Raw genomic sequence first — 14,547 nt, forward strand, 5'->3', positions numbered from 1 at the left:
CCTCCCGGTGGCGCATCCGGATCGGGCCGCCCGGACGAACCCCCAGGTAGAAGAGCTACCCGGGGGTACGTCCGTTGCTGACCGAGAACATGCCGGCCGGGGCCGCCGAGTCGGCCCGTAAACGGCTCATCACCGCCGCCGAGGACCTGGACGACAACCAGGTCGCCGGGCTGGTGCTCGACCTCGCCGCCGAGGTCGGGGTCGCGCCCTTCTGGGAGCAGGTCTGCCTGCCGCTGCTGGGCGCGCTGCGCGGGCACAGCGCCGCCGAGATCGCGGTCGAGCACGCCCTGTCCGAGGGCGTGCGGGTCGGGCTGGACGTGTTCCGCCGGGAACCGACCCGACCGCTGCCGGTCGCGGGGGTGCTGCTCGCCGGCGCCGAGCACGAGACGCACTGCCTGGGGCTGCACGCCCTGGCGGCGGCGCTGCGTGAGCGCGGTCGGGGCTGCCTGCATCTGGGCCCGGCCCTGCCCTGGTCCGCGCTGGCCAGCGCCGTGGCCCGGGTCCGGCCCCGGGTGGTGGTGGTCTGGTCGCAGACCCCGGTGACCGGTCGGGCGTACCGCCTGGTCCGGCTCCGGCGGGACGTCCCGGACGTCCGTCTGCTCGCCGCCGGGCCGGGCTGGATCGAGCCGTTCCCGCCCGGCCCCACCGCCCCCCACCGCCTGACCACCCTCGCCGAGGCCACCGCCGCCTGCCTGGAAGGCGGGGCCCCCGCTTAACGCCTCCGGTAGAGATGGGCGCCCCGCTTGGCGGGCGCATCGTCGGTGGGTGCGCCGTCGGCGGGCGCTCAGCCGGCGCGGAAGCCGTGCAGCAGGGCGGCCACCGCCGACTCCGGATCGAACGCCTCCTCGGGGGCGGCGAGCTGGTTGCCGAGGAGCCCGTCGACGAGCGCGAGCAGGCTCCGGAAATGGGTCGGCGGATCGGTGGAGCCGAGCGCGGCGACCAGCGGCACCCCCCACTCGGCCAGCCGTGCCCGCCCGGCCTCGATGGCGGGACGCAGTTCGGGCCGCACGGCCGCCTCCACGAACAGCGCGTACCGGGCCAGCGTGACCACCCGCTCCTCCTCGGTGAACCGGCGGATCAGCCGGCCGAGCACGCGGGTGAAGCCGGCGAGGTCCCCGGGCGGCAGATCGACGGCGAGCCGCTGCCAGGCCAGCGTCTCCACCTCGACCAGCCGGGCGAAGACGCCGTCGACGAGCGCCTCCCGGGTGCGGAACCGGTTGGACGCGGAGCCCTCGGGCAGGCCCGCCTCGGCGTCCACGGCCCGGTGGGTGAGCTGTCGCGGACCCCGGGTGCCGAGCACCCGGATGGCGGCGTCGAGCAGGAGCTGCCGGCGATCGGTCACCGGGCCAGACTACAGACGTAGTGAAAGCGACTACATCTGTAGTACGGTGGCCGGCATGGCGGGTCGGGCGGTGGTGGTCGGTGGCGGCATCGGGGGGCTGGCGGCGGGCATCGGGTTGCACGGCGCCGGCTGGGAGGTCACGGTCCTGGAGCGGTCCGCCGGGCTGCCGGCCACCGGGACCGGCCTCGGCATCTGGCCCACCGCGATGCGCGCGTTGGACACGCTCGGCGTGGGCGACGAGGTGCGTCGGCGGGCCCGCCGGCAGGCCGGCGGATCGATCCGGCGACCGGACGGACGCCGGATCGCCACCATCGACGTCGACCGGCTGGAACGCCGCCACGGCGAGCCGGTCCACCTCATCACCCGGCCGGCGCTGCTCGCGGTGCTGGCCGGCGCGCTGCCCGGACCGGCGCTGCGGTTCGCCGCGCCGGTCGTCGACCCGGGCGCGCTCGTCGACGCGTACGACCTGGTGGTCGGCGCGGACGGGATCAACAGCGTGGTCCGCGTCGCGCTGCACGGGCAGCGCTGTCCGCTGCGCTACGCCGGCGCGGTGGCCTGGCGCGGGGTGGTCGACGTGGAACTGTCCGAGGGGGGTGAGACCTGGGGGCGGGGCCGCCGGTTCGGCCTCACGCCGATCGGCGACGGGCGGACCAACTGGTACGCCTCGGTGCGCCTCCCGCAAGGGCATCCCGCGCCGGTGGACGACGTCGCCGAGTTGCGCCGCCTCTTCGGGGACTGGCATCCGCCGGTGCGCCGGGTGCTGGACGCCCTCACCCCGGCCGGCGTGCTGCGGCACGAGATCCGCGACCTGACGCCGCTGCCGTCCTACGTGGCCGGCCGGGTGGCGCTGCTCGGCGACGCCGCGCACGCCATGACCCCCGACCTCGGGCAGGGCGCCTGTCAGGCGCTGATCGACGCGGTCGCGCTGGCCGACTGCGTCCGCGATGCCGACGACCTGCCGGCGGCACTGCGGGCGTACGACAGGCGCCGCCGCCGGCCCACCCAGCGGATCGCGGCCGGCGCGCGGTGGGCGGGGCGGCTCGCCCAGGCCGGGCGGCTGCTGCCGGTGCGGGACGCGGTGCTCCGGCTGGCGCTGGCCGCTGGCCCACCGGCCTGAGGTCCCGGTGCGGGCCCGCGCACGGGGGCGGGCCCGCACCGGCGTGACCTGGCACACATTCGATACGGACCTGTTCCGTATCGAAACTCGCTCACCTACGCTCGGCAGCGTTACGAGTCTGCCCCGTATCGTATTCGGACGCGGGTGAGCCGGGGGGAGAACCCAGATGGAAGCGCACGAGAACACCGGACACCCGAGGAGGTGGGCGATCCTGGGCGTGCTGGTGATCAGCCTGCTCGTGGTCGTCCTCGACAACACCATCCTCAACGTCGCCCTGCGCACGCTCGCCGACCCGGTGCACGGTCTCGGCGCCAGCCAGGGCGACCTGGAGTGGGCGATCAACTCCTACACCCTCGTCTTCGCCGGCCTGCTCTTCACGTTCGGTGTGCTCGGCGACCGGTTCGGCCGCCGGCGCTTCCTGATCCTCGGGCTGGTGCTGTTCGGGCTGGCCTCGCTGCTCTCCGCGTACGCGCAGGACCCGGCGCAGCTCATCGGCGCGCGGGCCCTGATGGGCGTCGGCGGCGCCGCCATCATGCCGGTGACGCTCTCGATCATCTCCAACGTCTTCGACCCGCGCGAGCGCGCCCGCGCGATCGGCGTCTGGGCCGGCGCGGTCGGTCTCGCCGTGGCCATCGGCCCGGTGCTCGGCGGCGCCCTGCTGGAGCACTTCTGGTGGGGCTCGGTCTTCCTGATCAACGTGCCGGTGGTGGTGGTCGGCGTGGCGCTGGTGGCGATGCTGGTCCCCGAGTCCCGGGATCCCGCCCCCGGCCGGGTGGACGTGCTCGGCGTGCTGCTCTCCGTGGTCGGCCTGGTCGCCCTCACCTACGGCATCATCGACGGTGGCGAGCACGGCTTCGGCCGGCCGCAGGTCTGGGCCGCGATCGTCGGCGGGCTCGCGGTGCTCGGCTGGTTCGTCGCCCACGAGCTGCGCAGCGACCACCCGTCGCTGGACGTGCGGCTGTTCCGGGTGCCCCGGTTCGCCGCCCCGGTGGCGCTGGTCGGGCTGGTCTTCTTCGCCGCCATGGGCGTGATGTTCTTCGGCGCGTTCTACCTCCAGCTCGTGCGCGGCTACAGCCCGCTGGAGAGCGGCCTGCTCTTCCTGCCCTTCGCGGCCGCCCAGCTGATCTTCGCGCCGCGCAGCGCCGCGATGGTCCGTCGCTACGGCGGCCGGGCGGTCGCCGCGGTCGGGCTGCTGCTGACCACGATCGCGCTCGCCGCGTTCGTGTTCATCGACGCGGACACGCCCATCTGGATCTTCTCGGCGGTGGGCTTCGTGCAGGGCGCCGGAATGGCCAACATCATGCCGCCGGCCACCGAGTCGATCATGTCGGCGCTGCCCCGGGAGAAGGCCGGCGTGGGCTCGGCGGTCAGCAACACGGTCCGCCAGGTGGCCGGCGCGCTCGGCGTGGCGGTGCTCGGCTCGGTGCTCTCCGCGGTCTACCGCGACCAGGTCGGCCCCGCGGTGGCCGCGCTGCCCGCCCCGGTCCGCGACGCGGCCCGGGAGTCGGTCTCCGGCGCGTACGCGGTCGCCGACCGCCTCGGCCCGGCCGCACCGCGACTGATCGACGCCGCCAACGACTCCTTCGTCTCCGCGATGCACTGGGCCGCCGGCATCTCCGCGCTGGTGGCGGCGCTGGGCGTCGTGATCGTGGTGCGGTGGATGCCGGGGCGGGCGGTCGTCGCGCCCACCGCCGCCCCGGCCACCGAGCCGGAGTTGGCCGGGACCGCGTAGGTTCGTGGACAATGTCTGACATGACGTCCACGACGGGTGCTCCGCGATCGCCGGGTCGACCGCGGAGCACCCGCGCCGACGAGGCGATCGTGGAGGCCACCCTCGACCTGCTCGCCGAGGGCAGCACGATCGAGGCGCTCTCCATCGAGGCGATCGCGGCCCGGGCCGGGGTCGGCAAGGCCACCATCTACCGCCGCTGGTCGGGCAAGGAGGCGCTGCTGCTGGACGCGCTGCGCCGGCTCAAGGGCGTCCCGCCGCGCCCCGGCGGGCGTTCCGTCCGCGACGACCTGGTGCTGCTGGTCGGTGCCGTGGGCCAACACACCGACCCCCGGGCCCGCAAGATCATGCCCTGCCTGGTGCCCGAGGTGAGCCGCAGCTCCGCCCACCGGCAGGCCTACGAGGCGATCATCGAGCCCCGGCGGCAGGCCATGCGCGAGGTGCTGCGCCGCGCGACGGACAGCGGTGAGCTGCGCGCCGACCTCGACATCGAGGTGGCCATGGCGCTGCTCACCGCGCCGATGCTCGCCCAGCGCATGCTGCACTGGCACCCCGAGCTGGACGAACGCATCCTGCCCGAGCGGATCGTGGACGCCGTCCTGGACGGCCTGCGCGCCCGCTGACGCCCGGCCCGCGCGCCCGCCGGCCGGGCTACGCGGCGACGTCAGCCGGCCGGGGTGCGCAGCCGGTGCAGGCGCAGCGCGAGCTGCACCTCCAGCGCCCGCTCCGGCTTCTGCCAGTCGGCGCCGAGCAACTGCCCGACCCGCTCCAGCCGCTGGGTCACGGTGTTGACGTGCACGTGCAACTGCTCGGCCGCCCGGGCCAGGCTGCCGCCCACCCCGAAGTACGCCTCCAGCGTCCGCACCAGCGCGGTGCCCCGCCGGGCGTCGTAGTCGACCACCGGCCCCACGGTGGCGGTGAGGAACCGGGCCACGTCCCGGTCGCCCGCGTCGCCGACCGCCCCGAGCAGCAGCCCGACGAAGCCCAGCTCCGCGGTGCTGGCGCCCTGCCCGGCCCGGCCCAACGCGCCGAGCGCGGTCAGGCAGCGCTCCGCCTCGGCGAACGTCACCGCCAGCGACGCCGGACCGGTCGACGGCCCGCTCGCCCCGGCGGTCACCGGCCGGCCGGTCACCCGGGACAGGTCCCGGGCCACCGCGCGGGCCGCGCCGCCGGCGTCCCGGCCGGGCAGCATCAGCACCACCCGCCCGTCCCGCGCCGCGGCCAGCCCGCCCCGCGTCGAGGCGTACGTGGTGGCCCAGGAGAGCACCCGCTGCCGGGCCGAACCGGTCTCGGCGAACGCGTCGTCACCGACCGCCACCAGCACGTGCGGGGCGTCCAGGTCCACCCCGATCCGGCGGGCCCGGCCGCGCAGCGCGTCGGCGTCCCGCAACGGGCGGGCGATCAGGTCGTCCAGCAGCTCGCCCCGGACCCGCCCCTCCGCCTCGGCCACCGTGCGGCGGAACAGCAGCAGCAACGCGGTCACCAGCGCGGCCCGCTCCAGGATGCGCTGGTCGGCGTCGACCAGCTCGTCGTCCGGGCGCAGCACCAGCGCGCCCAGGTTCTCGGCGCCGGCCACCACCGCGGCGTACCAGAGCGGGCCCCGGCGTACGCTGCGCCCCTCGGTGCGGGACGCGGCGACCGCCTCCACGATGTCCGCCCGGTCCGGCTCGTCGATCTCGCCGACCCGGGCCAGCCGCCGCCCCTCGGCGTCCAGCGCCAGCAGCGCGCCGCCGAGCACCTCGGTCACCGCGGCCGCCACGTCCTCCATCCCGCCGCCGCGTACCACCAGCGCGGTCATCCGGTCGTGCGCGGCGGCGGCCCGCTCCACCGAGCTGCTGTGCGCCCGGATCGTGCCGTTCGCCGCCGACAACTCCGCCAGCGCGGCCCGCGTCTCGGCCAGCAGCCGGGCGGTGTCGATCGCCACCGCGGCGTGCGCCCCCAGTGAGACCAGCAGCGACACCTCCTCCCGGGCGAACGGGCGCGCCGAGCGGTTGGCCGCGTAGAGCACACCGATCACGCTGGAGCCCAGCCGCAGCGGCACTCCCAGGATGGCCACCAGGCCCTCCTCGCCCACCCCGCCGTCGATCTCCCCGGTGTGCCGGAACCGCTCGTCCTCCTGGTAGTTCGAGGTGACGTACGGGGTGCCGGTCTGCGCCACCAGACCGCCCAGCCCGTCGCCCATCTCCAGCCGCAGCCGCTGGAACCGGGCCGAGATCGACCCGTCGGTGACCCGCATGTACGTGTCGCCGCGCTCGTCGTCGTTGAGCGTCATGTACGCCACGTCGGTGCCGAGCAGGATCCGGGCCCGGTGCACGATCGCGCGCAGCACGTCGTCCAGGTCCCGCAGGCCGGCCAGGTCGCTGGCGGTGTCGTACAGGCCGGACAGTTCGGTCTCCCGACGCCGGCGGCGCTCCAGCAGCGCCCGGACCCGCAGCGCCACCACCTTCGCCTGCTCCAGCTCGGCCAGCCGGTCCGCGGGCAGGCCGGCGGCGCGCGCGGCGACCAGCGGACCCTCGAACTCGACCGCGGCGGCCTCACGGGCCAGCAGCTCCAGGAACTCCACCGGCGACGACATGACCGACATTGTGCGCGGCGCCACTAGTTGGCCGTCCAGCCCCCGTCGAGGGCGATCGAGGCGCCGGTGAGGAACGCGGCCGGCGGCGCGCACAGGTACGCCACCAACTCCGCCACCTCCTCCGGCTCGATCAGCCGCTTGATCGCCGCCCGCGCCAGCATGATCTTCTCGATCACCTCGTCCTCGCCGATGCCGTGACTGGCCGCCTGGTCGGCGATCTGGCTCTCCACCAGCGCGGTCCGCACGTACGCCGGATTGATGCAGTTGGCCGTCACGCCGTGCGCGGCGCCCTCCAGCGCGACCACCTTGGACAGCCCTTCGAGGGCGTGCTTCGCCGAGACGTACGCCGCCTTGAACGGCGAGGCGCGCAGCCCGTGCACCGAGGAGATGTTGACGATCCGGCCCCAGCCGTTCGCGTACATCCGGGGCAGCGCCCGGCGGATCAACAGGAACGGCGCCTCGACCATCACCCGCTGGATGTACTCGAACCGCTCGACCGGGAACTCCTGCACCGGCGCGACGTGCTGCAGGCCGGCGTTGTTCACCACGATGTCGGCGTCCACCTCGAGCCGGCCCACCGCCTCCGGGTCGGCCAGGTCGACGCCCTCGGCCCGGCCCCCGGCCTCGGCGGCGACCGCCTTGGCCGCCTCCACGTTGCGGTCCAGCACCACGACCGAGGCGCCGGCCGCCGCCAGCCGCAGGGCGCAGGCCCGTCCGATGCCGCTGCCACCACCGGTCACCAGCGCGTTGCGACCGGAGAGGTCGACGTGTACGACGTGGGGGACCGCCACCGGTTCTGCCGTCATGGCGCAAGAAGTTACGAGGCGTGTGGCCCCGGGCACATGGGGCGGCGACACATACTCGACCGCTTCGGTGTGTGGTGCGTTCCGCCCCCTTCCGCCCCCGGCGTGTCCGCCCGTCCGCTGGTCGGACCCGACCAGTAGGGTGTGTCGAACACACGTACTGCTGACGGCTCGGGGAGGAGGCGGCGTGCGCGTGCTGGGCGTCGACCCGGGGCTGACCCGGTGCGGGGTCGGCGTGGTCGAGGGCTTCCCCGGGCGCGCCTGCACGCTTGTCGCCTACTACGTCGTCCACACCGATCCCGAGGACGACCTGCCGCTGCGCCTGCTGCACCTGGACCGGTCGCTCACCGACCTGGTCGCCGAGCACCGGCCGGACGCGGTCGCCGTGGAACGCGTGTTCAGCCAGCACAACGTGCGCACCGTGATGGGCACCGCCCAGGCGAGCGGCATCGCGGTGCTCGCCGGCGCGCGGGCCGGGCTGCCGGTGACGACGTACACCCCGAGCGAGGTGAAGGCGGCGGTGACCGGTTCCGGTCAGGCCGACAAGAAGCAGATGACCACCATGGTCACCCGCCTGCTGCGGCTGGCCGAGCCGCCGAAACCGGCCGACGCCGCCGACGCGCTGGCGCTGGCCATCTGTCACGTCTGGCGGGGCGGCACCCGGTCCAAGCTGGCCGAGGCCGCCGACCAGGCCCGACGAGGAGGGGTGCGACGATGATCGCGAGTGTGCGCGGCACCGTGACCGCGACCGGACCGGATCACGCGGTGGTGGAGGTGGGCGGCATCGGCCTGGCCGTGCAGTGCGCCCCCGGCACGCTCGCCGACCTGCGGGTCGGCCAGCCGGCCCGGCTGGCCACCAGCCTGGTGGTCCGGGAGGACTCGCTCACCCTCTACGGCTTCGCCGACGACGACGCCAAGCAGTTGTTCGAGCTGCTCCAGACCGCCAGCGGGGTCGGCCCGCGGCTGGCGCAGGCGGTGCTCGCCGTGCACACCCCGGACGCGGTCCGCAAGGCCATCGCCAACGCCGACACCGCGGCGCTGACCCGGGTGCCGGGGATCGGCAAGAAGGGCGCCGAGCGGCTCGTGCTGGAGCTGCGCGACCGGATCGGCCCGGTGGCGATCGGCCCGGACGGCGCGGCCGGGGTGACCGCCGGCGCCTGGCCGGAGCAGGTGCGTCAGGCACTGGTCGGGCTCGGCTGGTCGACGGCCCAGGCCGAGCAGGCGGTCGCCGCGGTCGCGGAGACCGTCGACGGTGCGACCCCGCCGGTGCCGGTCCTGCTCAAGCAGGCCATCCGCCTGCTGGGCCGCACCCGATGAGGTCGGTCGGCCGGCCGTCGGGGGGAGCGCGCGGATGAGCAACGAGAACCTGGTCTCGGCGTACGTCAGCGACGCGGAGCTGGACGCGGAGGCCAGCGTCCGGCCGAAGCGGCTCGCCGAGTTCATCGCCCAGGACCGGGTCCGCGACCAGCTCGACCTGCTGTTGCAGGGCGCGATGCGGCGCGGTTCCCCGCCGGACCACATCCTGCTCTCCGGCCCGCCCGGGCTCGGGAAGACCAGCCTGGCCAACATCGTGGCGGCCGAGCTGGGCGCCGGCATCCGGGTGACAAGCGGTCCGGCGATCGAGCGGTCCGGTGACCTGGCCGCGATCCTGACCAGCCTCGCCGAGGGCGACGTGCTGTTCATCGACGAGATCCACCGGATCGCCAAGCCGGCCGAGGAGCTGCTCTACAGCGCCATGGAGGACTTCCGGGTCGACGTGGTGGTGGGCAAGGGGCCCGGCGCGACCGCCATCCCGCTGGACGTGGAGCCGTTCACGCTGGTCGGCGCCACCACCCGGTCGGGCCTGCTGACCGGCCCGATGCGCGACCGGTTCGGCTTCGTCGCGCACCTGGACTTCTACTCCCCGGCCGACCTCAAGACGCTGTTGCACCGGTCCGCCCGGATCCTCGGCGTGCCGATCACGCCGGAGGGCGCGGCGGAGATCGCCGGCCGGTCCCGGGGCACGCCGCGGATCGCCAACCGGCTGCTGCGCCGGGTCCGGGACTACGCCGAGGTCCGCGCCGACGGCGTGGTCACGGTGGAGACCGCCCGGTCCGCGCTGACCGTCTACGACGTGGACGCGCTCGGCCTGGACCGGCTCGACCGGGCGGTGCTCAAGGCGCTGGTGGACTCGTTCCGGGGCGGCCCGGTCGGGGTCTCCACCCTCGCGGTGGCGGTGGGGGAGCAGCCGGACACGGTCGAGGAGGTCTGCGAGCCGTTCCTGGTGCGGGCCGGGCTGCTGGCCCGGACGCCCCGGGGCCGGGTGGCGACCGAGGCCGCCTGGCGGCACCTGGGGCGCAACCCCCCGAATGGTACATTTGGCATGGAAGCCCCTCCGGGGCCCGATCTGTTCTCGACGCAGACCGATCGGCCGTGATCCTAACGTGATCTGTGCCGCATTCGGTCTTCTCAGGAGCAGGGACTAGACTTCGCCGCGGTCTGTACAGGACGTGAGAATCCGCCTCCGCTGCGGTGCCCCCCGGGGCCGGCGGGGGCCAACCGGAAGGTCGACACCGTGCTTTACGCAGCAGCGAGTGGCGGGGGAGCCGGCGGTCTGACGCCGATCCTCATGATCGCTCTGCTCTTCGTCGTCATGTACTTCATGATGATCCGTCCGCAGCAGAAGCGCCGCCGGGAGGCGGAGCAGATGCAGTCCGCTCTCGCCCCGGGCGACGAGGTGGTCACCATCGGCGGCCTGCACGGCACGGTCACCGTGGTCGAGGACGAGACGGTCCTGCTCGAGGTCGCCCCCGGCGTGCAGACCCGGTACGCGCGTCCCGCGGTGGCCCGGGTGGTCAAGCGGGCCGAGGCGCCCGAGGCCGAGACCATCAGCGAGGAAGCCGAGTCGGTCAAGGAGTGACCGGTCGCCCCGGACGGGGCAGCGGAACCACCCCCACAAGTGGATAGTTGGGTCGGCGTCCGTCGTCGGCACGCGGCCGGACCCGCGCGACGCCCCCGCGTCGTGCCCGGGTCCGCGTGCCGGTCGCCGGTGCCGGCCAGCCGGAGCAGTCGGGCGGACACCCCCGGCCCGACAGTTGTCGCCGCCGTGGAAGCGGCGCGACCGTACAGGGAGACAGGACAGCCGTGGCACCACCTCAGGGACAGATGCGCCCCGGACGGCAACTCGCCGTGCTCGGGTTCATCTTCGTCGTCCTCTATCTTTTGGTGTTCTTCTCGGGCGGCGCCAGCGGTGGCTGGAAGGACCGGCTGGAGCCCCGGCTCGGCCTGGACCTCATCGGCGGCACCCGGCTGACGCTCGAGGCCACCAACACGGTGGACGGCAAGCCGCCGACCGCCGAGAACCTCGAAGAGGCGCGCCAGATCATCGAGAGCCGGGTCAACGCCTACGGCGTGGCCGAGGCGGAGGTGGTCACCGAGGGCAACCGGAACATCGTCATCTCCCTGCCCGGCGAGAACCGTGACCTGACCGACGTGGGCAGCGCCGCCGAGCTGCGTTTCCGCAAGGTGCTCAAGGCCACCGACGGCAGCGGCGCGGCCGCCGCCCCGGCGCCGAGCCCCAGCGCCTCGGCTGCCCCGTCCGGCAGCGCCAAGCCCTCGGGCAGCGCCTCGCCGAAGCCGTCCGGCAGCGCGTCGCCGAAGCCGAGCGCCAGCGCCAAGGTCACCGCGTCGCCGAGCGCCGGCGGGCAGGGCGGCATGGCCCCCGCGCCGAGCGCCAGCGCCACGCCGACGCCGTCGGCCCCGGCGAGCGCCGCGCCGAGTCCGAGCGCCAGCGCCGCGCCGGTGCCGCAGAGCATCGAGCAGCAGCGCAAGGCCGTCGAGCAGAAGGTGGGCGCGGCCGCCTGGGCCGCCGCCTCCGGGCTCCAGGCCCCGGCCGATCCGGCGCAGGCCGCCGCGTTCAAGCCGTTCGGCACGCTCTCCCCGCAGGAGATCGCGGTGCTCCCGGTCGAGATGCAGTTCAACGTCCCGACCATCACCTGTGCCCAGCTCGACAAGCGGCCGGCCGGCTCGATCAACGACCCGAAGCAGAAGGCGGTGGCGTGCGAGTCCGGCGCCAAGTACCTGCTCGACGTGGCCAAGGTGGAGGGCACCGACGTCAAGAACGCCTCCGCCCAGCTCGACCAGACCAGTGCCTGGGTGGTCAGCCTCACCTTCAAGGGTGACGGTCAGGAGAAGTGGACCGCGCTGACCCGCGAGGCGTTCAACAACGAGGGCCAGGCCTGCGACCAGACCGCGCTCGGCCAGGACGGCAAGTGCCGGGTCGCCGTGGTGCTGGACAACGAGATCGTCTCCTCGCCGGAGATCCAGGGCGTGCTCACCGGCGACTCGCAGATCACCGGCAGCTTCGACAACAAGTCGGCGAACGCGCTGGCCAGCCAGCTCCGCTACGGCGCGCTGCCGGTCACGTTCGAGCCGCAGGAGAGCCAGAACGTCACCGCGACGCTCGGTGACAGCCACCTGCGGGCCGGCCTGCTGGCCGCCGGCATCGGCATGCTGCTGGTCATCATCTACTCGTTCTTCTACTACCGGCTGCTGGGCTCGGTCATCTTCCTCAGCCTGGTGCTCTCCGCGCTGCTGGTCTTCGGCGCGCTGGTGGTGCTGGGTCGGTCGATCGGCTTCACGCTCACGCTCGCCGGCATCGCCGGCATGATCGTCTCACTAGGTGTGGCGGCGGACTCGTTCGTCATCTACTTCGAACGCCTCAAGGACGAGATCCGCGAGGGCCGCAGCCCGCGTAGCGCGGTGCCCCGCGCCTGGATCCGGGCCCGCCGGACGATCATCTCGGCGAACGCCATCACGCTGATGTCGGCCGTGGTGCTCTACATCGTGTCGGTCGGCGCGGTGAAGGGCTTCGCCTTCGCGCTCGGCCTGGCGACCGTGCTCGACCTGGTCGTCGTGTTCCTCTTCCGTCACCCGATCATGACGATGTTCGCCCGCACCCGGGCGTTCCTGTCCCCGCGGGTCAGCGGTCTGGGCCGGGCGCTGCCGGCCCGGTCGGCCGAGCCGGGCACCGCCCGCAACCCGCGCGTCAAGGAGGCCTGAGATGGCTAAGAGTGGTCTGGCCGCCCGGCTCTACCGGGGCGAGGCCGATCTCAACATCGTCGGCAAGCGCAAGCTGTGGTTCGGCGTGGCCGGCGCGCTGGTGCTGATCGCGGTGCTGAGCTTCGCGATCAACGGGTTCAAGCTCGGCATCGAGTTCGCCGGCGGCAACTCGTTCCAGGTGCCGGCCAGCGTCGGCACGCTCGACCAGGCCGAGCGCACCATCGACGACGTGCTGGCCAAGGAGGCCCCCGGCGTCGAGGTGGTCACCGCGCAGAAGGTCGGCGGGGCCGGCGGCGAGACCTACGAGATGCGTACCGGGCAGCTCAGCCAGGAGCAGGCCAACGCGGCCAAGACCGCGATGGCGCAGGAGTTCGGCATCCCGGCCGACCAGATCAGCGGCAGCCAGGTCTCCGAGGCCTGGGGCAGCCAGGTCACCTCCCGCGCGTTCCTCGGCCTGCTGATCTTCCTCGCCGTGGTGTCGATCTACCTGGTGCTGCGCTTCGAGTGGCGGATGGCGGTCGCCGCGATCATCTCGCTGCTCACCAACCTGGTCCTCACCTCCGGCATCTACTCGCTTGTCGGCTTCGAGGTCACCCCGTCGACGATCATCGGCTTCCTCACCATCCTGGGCTTCGCGCTCTACGACGTGGTGGTGGTCTTCGACAAGGTGCAGGAGAACACGCGGGGCATCACCGCCAACAACAACCTCACCTACGGCGAGGCGTCGAACCTGGCGCTCAACCAGAGCCTCATGCGTTCGCTGAACACGTCGGTGGTGGCGCTGCTCCCCGTCGGCGGCCTGCTGTTCATCGGCGCCGGCCTGCTCGGCGCCGGCACCCTGAAGGACCTGGGTCTGGTGCTCTTCGTCGGTATGGCGGTGGCGTTCCTGACCTCGATCCTGCTGGCCACCCCGCTGCTGGTGCTGCTGAAGAACCAGGACCCGCGGATCAGCGCGCACAACAAGCGGGTGCTCTCCCGCCGGGCGGCCATCGCCCGCGGAGAGGTCACGCCGAAGGGCGCCCCGCGTCCCGCGTCGACCGGTGACCAGCCGATCGAGGCGGACGCGGCGCTGGCCGGCGCCGCCCCCAAGGTCGGCTCCCGGCCGACCGGCAAGCGCCCCAGCGGCGCCCGGGGCGGTCGGCCCAGCGGCGGCGGGGGCAACCGGCCGGGCGGCGCGAAGCGCCGCTGACCGCAGGACCCGAGAAGATCGACCGGACGGCGTCCGTCATGCTGTTACCACGGCATGACGGACGCCGTCGTCGTTTCGAGAGGACATGGGACGCATCGTGACGGAGACGCACACCACCGGCGTACGGGGAGACAGCGGTCCCGAGGCTGCCCGGCTGGTCGCCAGCCGGCTGCTGGACGTGCCGGACTTCCCCAAGCCGGGGGTCATGTTCAAGGATCTGATGCCGCTCTTCGCCGACGGTGTGGCGTTCCGTGAGGTGATCGACCGGATCATCGCGTACCACGGTCCGGAGTCCTTCGACGTGGTCGCCGGCATCGAGGCGCGCGGGTTCGTGCTGGCCGCCGCCGTCGCGTACGCCACCGGCGTCGGCGTGGTGCCGGTACGCAAGGCCGGCAAGCTGCCCCGCGCCACCCACTCCGCCTCGTACGCGCTGGAGTACGGCGAGGCGACGCTGGAGGTGCACCAGGACGCGTTCACCGCCGGGCACCGGGTGCTGGTGCTGGACGACGTGCTGGCCACCGGCGGCACCGCCGAGGCCACGCTCGACCTGGTGGAGCGGGCCGGCGGCACGGTCGCCGGCTTCACCGTCCTGCTGGAGTTGGGCTTCCTCCAGGGGCGGGAGCGCCTCGCTCCGCGCCCGGTCCATGCCCTGCTGACCGTTTGACGCTGCTCGTCCCGCGCAGCCCGCCGGCACCGACCGTCCGGGGGAGCGGCGGTGTGCCCTGCCTACGGGTAGCATTGCCCTTTGCCTG

Annotated in this window: 14 protein-coding genes; 11 read left to right on the forward strand and 3 right to left on the reverse strand. The window is 73.9% G+C overall.

What is annotated here, in order from left to right:
* Positions 1-74 precede the first annotated feature (74 nt).
* Positions 75-716 carry a transcriptional regulator gene (locus TPA0908_RS18550; RefSeq protein WP_281939644.1) on the forward strand — a complete coding sequence of 214 codons (642 nt, stop codon included), beginning with the start codon at positions 75-77 and terminating at the stop codon, positions 714-716.
* A gap of 68 nt (positions 717-784) precedes the next feature.
* On the opposite strand, the gene TPA0908_RS18555 is transcribed toward TPA0908_RS18550, so the two are convergent.
* The gene (locus TPA0908_RS18555; RefSeq protein ID WP_281939645.1) at positions 785-1,342 is read right to left on the reverse strand and encodes a TetR/AcrR family transcriptional regulator; all 558 of its coding nucleotides are present in this window, start codon (positions 1,340-1,342) and stop codon (positions 785-787) included.
* Between the two features lie 55 nt (positions 1,343-1,397).
* Between TPA0908_RS18555 and TPA0908_RS18560 the strand changes: the two genes are divergently transcribed.
* From TPA0908_RS18560 to TPA0908_RS18570, 3 genes are all read left to right on the forward strand, one after another.
* On the forward strand, positions 1,398-2,459 hold the full coding sequence (locus TPA0908_RS18560) for an FAD-dependent monooxygenase (RefSeq protein WP_281939646.1): 1,062 nt from the start codon (positions 1,398-1,400) through the stop codon (positions 2,457-2,459).
* A 166-nt stretch (positions 2,460-2,625) separates the two neighbouring features.
* Positions 2,626-4,191: an MFS transporter gene (locus tag TPA0908_RS18565; RefSeq protein WP_281939648.1), complete on the forward strand. Its 1,566-nt coding sequence runs from the start codon at positions 2,626-2,628 to the stop codon at positions 4,189-4,191.
* Positions 4,192-4,202: 11 nt separating this feature from the next.
* A complete protein-coding gene (locus tag TPA0908_RS18570; protein ID WP_281939650.1) occupies positions 4,203-4,811 on the forward strand; it encodes a TetR/AcrR family transcriptional regulator in 609 nt (202 codons plus the stop codon).
* Positions 4,812-4,852: 41 nt separating this feature from the next.
* Here TPA0908_RS18570 and TPA0908_RS18575 read toward each other — a convergent pair whose 3' ends face one another.
* Both TPA0908_RS18575 and TPA0908_RS18580 read right to left on the reverse strand, forming a co-directional pair.
* Entirely contained in the window at positions 4,853-6,772 is a 1,920-nt protein-coding gene (locus tag TPA0908_RS18575; RefSeq protein ID WP_281939651.1) for a helix-turn-helix domain-containing protein, read from the reverse strand.
* 14 nt (positions 6,773-6,786) lie between these two features.
* Positions 6,787-7,569 carry a 3-hydroxybutyrate dehydrogenase gene (locus tag TPA0908_RS18580; RefSeq protein ID WP_281939652.1) on the reverse strand — a complete coding sequence of 261 codons (783 nt, stop codon included), beginning with the start codon at positions 7,567-7,569 and terminating at the stop codon, positions 6,787-6,789.
* A 184-nt stretch (positions 7,570-7,753) separates the two neighbouring features.
* Here TPA0908_RS18580 and ruvC point away from each other — a divergent pair, with 184 nt between their 5' ends.
* From ruvC to TPA0908_RS18615, 7 genes are all read left to right on the forward strand, one after another.
* On the forward strand, positions 7,754-8,284 hold the full coding sequence (gene ruvC / locus TPA0908_RS18585) for a crossover junction endodeoxyribonuclease RuvC (RefSeq protein WP_281939654.1): 531 nt from the start codon (positions 7,754-7,756) through the stop codon (positions 8,282-8,284).
* Entirely contained in the window at positions 8,281-8,883 is a 603-nt protein-coding gene (gene ruvA / locus TPA0908_RS18590) for a Holliday junction branch migration protein RuvA (protein ID WP_281939655.1), read from the forward strand. Before ruvC ends, ruvA begins: the two co-directional genes overlap by 4 nt.
* A 34-nt stretch (positions 8,884-8,917) precedes the next feature.
* Complete coding sequence (gene ruvB, locus TPA0908_RS18595; RefSeq protein WP_281939657.1) at positions 8,918-9,982, forward strand: Holliday junction branch migration DNA helicase RuvB; 1,065 nt, start codon at positions 8,918-8,920, stop codon at positions 9,980-9,982.
* Between the two features lie 138 nt (positions 9,983-10,120).
* Positions 10,121-10,465 (forward strand): preprotein translocase subunit YajC, encoded by a 345-nt coding sequence (yajC, locus tag TPA0908_RS18600; protein WP_278106464.1) that lies wholly within the window; start codon positions 10,121-10,123, stop codon positions 10,463-10,465.
* A gap of 224 nt (positions 10,466-10,689) precedes the next feature.
* The gene (gene secD / locus TPA0908_RS18605; RefSeq protein WP_281939660.1) at positions 10,690-12,606 is read left to right on the forward strand and encodes a protein translocase subunit SecD; all 1,917 of its coding nucleotides are present in this window, start codon (positions 10,690-10,692) and stop codon (positions 12,604-12,606) included.
* 1 nt (position 12,607) lies between these two features.
* Positions 12,608-13,795: a protein translocase subunit SecF gene (gene secF, locus TPA0908_RS18610; protein ID WP_281939662.1), complete on the forward strand. Its 1,188-nt coding sequence runs from the start codon at positions 12,608-12,610 to the stop codon at positions 13,793-13,795.
* 97 nt (positions 13,796-13,892) lie between these two features.
* The gene (locus TPA0908_RS18615) at positions 13,893-14,459 is read left to right on the forward strand and encodes an adenine phosphoribosyltransferase (protein WP_107161313.1); all 567 of its coding nucleotides are present in this window, start codon (positions 13,893-13,895) and stop codon (positions 14,457-14,459) included.
* Positions 14,460-14,547 lie beyond the last annotated feature (88 nt).

It is taken from the genome of Micromonospora sp. AKA38, from assembly GCF_027925725.1.
GTDB lineage: Bacteria > Actinomycetota > Actinomycetes > Mycobacteriales > Micromonosporaceae > Micromonospora.

Excerpts from the sequence above, each read along its gene's own strand:
- TPA0908_RS18560 (WP_281939646.1), top strand. The coding sequence starts at position 1,398 with ATGGCGGGTCGGGCGGTGGTGGTCGGTGGCGGCATCGGGGGGCTGGCG.
- TPA0908_RS18565 (WP_281939648.1), top strand. The coding sequence starts at position 2,626 with ATGGAAGCGCACGAGAACACCGGACACCCGAGGAGGTGGGCGATCCTG.
- TPA0908_RS18570 (WP_281939650.1), top strand. The coding sequence starts at position 4,203 with ATGTCTGACATGACGTCCACGACGGGTGCTCCGCGATCGCCGGGTCGA.
- TPA0908_RS18575 (WP_281939651.1), bottom strand. The coding sequence starts at position 6,772 with ATGTCGGTCATGTCGTCGCCGGTGGAGTTCCTGGAGCTGCTGGCCCGT.
- TPA0908_RS18580 (WP_281939652.1), bottom strand. The coding sequence starts at position 7,569 with ATGACGGCAGAACCGGTGGCGGTCCCCCACGTCGTACACGTCGACCTC.
- ruvA (WP_281939655.1), top strand. The coding sequence starts at position 8,281 with ATGATCGCGAGTGTGCGCGGCACCGTGACCGCGACCGGACCGGATCAC.
- ruvB (WP_281939657.1), top strand. The coding sequence starts at position 8,918 with ATGAGCAACGAGAACCTGGTCTCGGCGTACGTCAGCGACGCGGAGCTG.
- secF (WP_281939662.1), top strand. The coding sequence starts at position 12,608 with ATGGCTAAGAGTGGTCTGGCCGCCCGGCTCTACCGGGGCGAGGCCGAT.